Annotated in this window: 2 protein-coding genes; both read left to right on the top strand. The window is 61.8% G+C overall.

Going from position 1 to position 5,896, the window contains the following annotated elements:
* Positions 1–332: 332 nt before the first annotated feature.
* Positions 333–1,571: a GTP-binding protein gene (locus AX729_RS00375; protein WP_061019922.1), complete on the top strand. Its 1,239-nt coding sequence runs from the start codon at positions 333–335 to the stop codon at positions 1,569–1,571.
* Between the two features lie 353 nt (positions 1,572–1,924).
* Positions 1,925–5,896: DUF4082 domain-containing protein (locus tag AX729_RS00380; RefSeq protein WP_502686892.1), on the top strand; the 3,972-nt coding region annotated here is incomplete at its 3' end.

Consider the following 5,896-nt stretch of genomic DNA (forward strand, 5'->3'; position numbering starts at 1 on the left):
TGCGGAAACACCCTCTCCCCAACCCTCTCCCGCAAGCGGGAGAGGGAGCTCACTTCCGCCTTTAGCCATTAAACCTGATCTCATCACGCTTTAGGCTCCGGGAAGTCGGGCTCCCAGACGCACCTCAAAAGTGCGCGTCGCGGGGCCGTGACTTGATTTAATTTATGGATCTCAATATTAATATATTAATATAGACGTCGACATTATAATATTAATTGGCAGGGCCTGAGAGGGCCGCACAAGTCCAGACTGTCGTGGCGCGACCTTTCGGCACCGCTGCCTGCCTCTGTCAACGTCGTTCAGTCCGCAGGGCCGTCGGCCAGGGGAGACTTATGAAACAGGCAGCAAGCCCCGCCAACCGGCTACCGGTCACCGTGCTCAGCGGATTTCTGGGGTCGGGGAAGACGACATTGCTCAACCACGTGCTGAGGAATCGCGAGGGCCTTCGCGTTGCCGTCATCGTCAATGACATGAGCCAGCTGAACATAGACGCCGATCTGGTCAGCAACGGCGGCGCGAACCTGTCGCATACGACCGAAACACTCGTGCAACTCAGCAATGGCTGCATATGCTGCACGCTGCGCGACGATCTCCTGACGGAGGTCAGGCGATTGGCCGAGGAGCGACGCTTCGACTATCTCCTGATCGAAGGGACCGGGATTGCCGAACCTCTTCCCGTCGCAGCAACTTTCTCCTTTCGCGACGAAGCCGGGGTCTCGCTCTCTGATCTTGCGAACCTCGACACGATGGTCACCGTCGTGGACGCCCTGAACCTGCTCGCCAAGTACAACAGCCGCGATCTGCTGCGCGACCACGGCGAGTCACGCGATGCCGCCGATGGACGCACGCTGGTCGATCTCCTGGTCGAGCAGATCGAATTTGCCGATGTGGTCGTGATCAACAAGGTGTCGGAAGCCACTGAGGCGACGCGTGCGGAGGTCCGCAAGGTGGTTGCCGCGCTCAATCCACGGGCGCGCCAGATCGAGACCGACTTTGGCGAAGTTCCTCTCCACGCCATTCTCAACACCGGCCTCTTCCACGAAGCGAAGGCTGCGACTCATCCTCTCTGGGACAAGGAGCTCAACAGCCCCGCTTCCCATGTGCCGGAGACCGAGGAGTACGGCATATCCAGTTTCGTCTACTCGGAAAGACGTCCGTTCGATCCGGCCAGCCTCTTGTCCTTTCTCAACAAGCCCTGGCCAGGCGTGTTGCGCGCCAAAGGACATTTCTGGCTTGCCACGCGGCCGGATTGGGTGGGTCTCCTCTCCGTTGCAGGGATGCAACGTCGGTGCGAGCCCATGGGATATTGGTGGGCAACCGTCCCGAAGTCGACGTGGCCAAGCCATCCTCACGTGCAACAACATCTCAGTGAGAGATGGGACAGCACCTGGGGCGATCGTCGTCAGGAGCTGGTGTTCATCGGTTCAGGCATGGACGAAACGTACATCCGAGCCTCGCTCGATGCTTGTCTCGCCACTTCGGAGAACGGGTTCAATCCCCGGAGCTGGCGCAATCTCAGCGACCCCTTTCCGCCCTGGCATTATCCTGATCACCTGAACCAGGCGACGTAACGCCGTGACGCACGCGCGTCTCGAGCCGGGCATTGATGCTCGACACGACCATGTGACATTGAAAACCATTGAATTAATATTAAATGCAATTAATAATGCCGGTTTAATTCGATGCGATGACGTCTTGCCGGCGATGCCATGACCACAGAAATCATTACGAAAAACGGGGCGACCGCAGCCTCTCCTGAAGGTCCAAAATCGGCTCGTTCCCGAGTGGTGGAGACGTCGCTTCGACATCCGCGCCGCCGTCAAGGTGACGGCCATCAGCATCTGTCATGCATAGTCCCCCAACTCGCGAGGATGTCATGAGGTCCTTGTACGAAAGTCTTCGTTTGAGCCACATCGCTCTCGGATTGCGGGCGTGGCCAAGGACTCTGTCCCGGAGAAACAGCTGGACGCCTGATTCGGAGGCCGATGACGAGTGGCTGTCACGGCACGGAGCGCGAGATCCGCTGGATCCTGCGGGCCTGAGCGCCGCCTCAGCTACCGCTGTGCTGTCGTCTTCGTCCAATACGACTTCGAGCGACGGATTCGCGGGAGTGACCGCAGGACTCCGAACGCCAACCTCTGCGGCCGCGGACCAAACGACGTCGAATCCGGTCGTCATCCTTGGCCGGATCCCCTCGGCGAGCCTGGCCCCGGATATCGTCGGGTCGTCTACGACTCCAGCGGTCGCGCAGGTCTGTGGTTGCGGCTACTTCATTGCTCCAACACGATTGCTCGATCAAAGCGCAGTCCACAGCGGGCAGCTGCAGGGTAGCCGGCTGTCCGGCGGAGCAGATTTCGTGCTGACCGGTCAAGCCGGTACCATGGGAGCCTCCACCAGTGTTCACCTGTCGACGCACCACGTTGCGCCGCTTTCCAACTGGAACGTCCTGCCAGGTGGAGGAGAGATGGGTATCGGGACGTCGACCGGCCAAATCGGAATTCTGTCCGGCTCGGTGACAGCCGCAACGGCTCCCCCCGCCGGCCGGCAGGCCGCCGCGCCGGAGTCGAGCAGCCTTCTCGCGGCCGCAGCGACTTCCACGAATCCAATCGTTCTCGAGAACCAGAAGCCGGGAAACCCGCAAAGCGAGTGGGATATCGAAGGCGCCGGCAGTTCGAACATCGAAGGCTTTGCCACCGACATCAGCGTCAATCGGGGCAACCGGGTCGACTTCAAGATCAATACGGATTCATCAGACTACCGGATCGACATCTACCGCCTCGGCTACTATGGCGGCATGGGGGCGCGTAAGGTCACCACCATCCAGCACACGGGCGTGCAGGACCAGCCTGCGCCGCTGCGCGACGCGGCGACCGGCCTGGTCGATGCCGGCAACTGGTCCGTATCAGCCTCCTGGGATATTCCGGCCGATGCGGTGTCCGGCGTCTACATCGCAAAGCTCGTGCGCCAGGACGGAACTACCGGCGCCAATCACATCCCCTTCATCGTCAGAGACGACAGCAGCACCAGCGATGTTGTCTTCCAGACCTCGGACACGACCTGGCAGGCCTATAACGGCTGGGGCGGCGCCAATTTCTATGGCGGCGACGGTCCCGCGACCGGTCAAGGCGCGGGACGCGCCTACGCGGTGAGCTACAACCGGCCGATCGCCACCCGCGGCAACGTCGGGACCTATGCCGGTCCGCAGGATTATCTGTTCGGCGCCGAATATTCCGCGATCTACTGGCTGGAGCAGAATGGTTACGACGTCTCCTACATGTCGGGAGTCGATGTGGACCGTTACGGCAGTCTCCTGCTCAACCACAAGCTCTACCTCGACGTCGGTCACGACGAATATTGGTCAGGACAGCAGCGCGCCAACGTCCAGGCGGCCCGCGATGCCGGCGTGAACCTCGCGTTCTGGAGCGGCAACGAAATGTACTGGCGCACGCGCTGGGGCAACAGCATCAGCAGCGACGCCACCGCCTACCGCACCCTGATCTCCTACAAGGAAACATGGTCGCCGACAGCGTCGATCGATCCAAGCGACGAGTGGACCGGGACGTTCCGCGATCCACGCCTCAGCCCGCCGTCGGTCGGCGGCGGAATCCCGGAAAATGCCTTGGTCGGGCAGATGTTCCAGGTCGATGATGTCGGCCAAGGCAGCGGCCTCCAGTCGATTACAATTCCCTATGACGATGCCAATCTGCGCTTCTGGCGCAACACCAGCGTTGCCAATCTCCAGCCTGGGCAAACGGAAACGCTGACCAAGAACTATCTCGGCTATGAGTGGGATGAGGCGCCCGACAACGGGTTCGATCCGGCCGGCCTGGTCCGGCTCTCCTCGACGACGCTTCCGGTCAACACCTATCTGCTCGACTACGGCAACACGACCGGACCTGGCGTCTCGACCCATAACCTGACGCTCTATCGCGCTCCGAGCGGGGCGTTGGTCTTCGGCGCCGGGACGGTCTATTGGTCGTGGGGCCTGAGCGACAATCACGATCTGGCGCCGACGCCGACCGATCCGCGCGTGCAGCAGGCGATGATCAACCTGCTCGCCGACATGGGGATTCAACCGGGAACGCTCCAGCCGGGAATGATCGCGGCGACCGCCTCGACGGACTCGACGGCTCCGACCTCCAGCATCAACGCACTGGCGGGCTTCAGTGTCGGAACGACAGTCACGATCTCCGGCACGGCTGCGGATCTCGGCGGCGGCGTGATCGCCGGCGTGGAGGTCTCGACCGATGGCGGACTGAGCTGGCAGAACGCGATCGGTGACGAGACGTGGACCTATACCTGGGCGCCGCAGGTTGCCGGGACCTACACCATCAAGTCACGCGCGGTGGACGACAGCATCAATCTGGAGACGCCTTCGGCGGGTCGCACGGTGACTGTCAACGCGCCCTCCTACGTCTCGCTCTTTCCGGGCTCGGCAACCCCCGACACGGTCAACACCACCGATGCAAGCGCCGTCGAGCTCGGTGTGAAGTTTCAAACCTCGGTTGCCGGCACCATCAGCGGGATCCGCTTCTACAAGAGCAGCCAGGATACGGGCACCCACACCGGCACGCTCTGGACCAGCACCGGCACCTTGCTGGCAACCGCCACCTTTGGAAACGAAACGGTAGGCGGTTGGCAGAGTGTGACCTTCTCCAATCCGGTCCCGATAACGGTCGGCGCCACCTATGTCGCGTCCTATCATACGAATGTGGGCTACTACTCCTCCAGCGTGAACTACTTCACGGGCGATGTGACGAGCGGTCCGCTGACCGCACCCGCCAATGGTAACGGCGTCTATACCTACAGCAACAACACGGCGTTCCCCACCAGCACGTTCCAATCGACGAATTTCTGGGTTGACGTCATGTTCAACCCCTCCACGACCAATACCGCGCCGGTGGCGGTGAACGATACCGCGACCGTGACACAGAACACGCCCGCGACGATCACGGCGGCGTCGCTGATCGCCAACGACAGCGATCCCGATGGAGATACGCTGACCATAACCGGGGTGAGCGGAGCGACGAACGGCACCGTCGTCCTCAACACTCAGCCCAATCCTCAGAACAACACCATCACATTCACGCCCACCGCCGGCTACGCCGGCCCGGCCAGCTTCAGCTACACGATCTCGGACGGGCGCGGCGGTACGGCCACGGCCAATGCCAACCTCACGGTGGCACCGCTCGGAACGAATCCCTATAGCCTGTTCAGCGCGTCAAATACACCCGCGCAGACCAACCTCAATGACGGATCCCAGCTTGAAGTCGGGATGAAGTTCACGTCCTCGGTCGCCGGCCAGATCACGGCTCTCAAATTCTATCGCAGCGCCAGCGACACTGGTGCCAACGTCCTTGATCTCTGGACGTCGACGGGCGTCCGCCTCGCTACGGCCACCTTCACCAATACGTCAGCCAGCGGCTGGCAGACCGTCAACCTGCCATCCCCGGTTTCGATCACCGCCAACACGACCTATGTTGCGTCCTATCACACCACCGGCGCTTATGTGGTGACCAACAACTACTTCACCACGGCCGTCACAAGCGGCCCATTGACCGCGCCTTCGGCCACGACCGCGGGCGGCAACGGCGTCTATTCCTATGGCGGCACCAGCACGTCCGGCATCTTCCCGACCAACACCTATAACGCCTCGAACTACTGGGTCGACGTCGTGTTCACGCCGTTCGACGGCAGCAACCAGCTGCCGGTCGCAAACAACGACAGCGGCTACACCACCAGTCAGAGCACCGCGCTGGCGATCGCGGCAGCCGCGTTGCTCGCCAACGATTCCGATCCCGATGGCGGCACGCTCACCGTCACGGGCGTGAGCGGCGGCGTCAACGGCACCGTCAGCTTCAATGCCCAGACCAATACGGTCACCTTCACGCCGACC

Origin of the sequence: Bradyrhizobium sp. CCH5-F6 (assembly GCF_001556045.1) — a bacterium.
GTDB lineage: Bacteria > Pseudomonadota > Alphaproteobacteria > Rhizobiales > Xanthobacteraceae > Bradyrhizobium.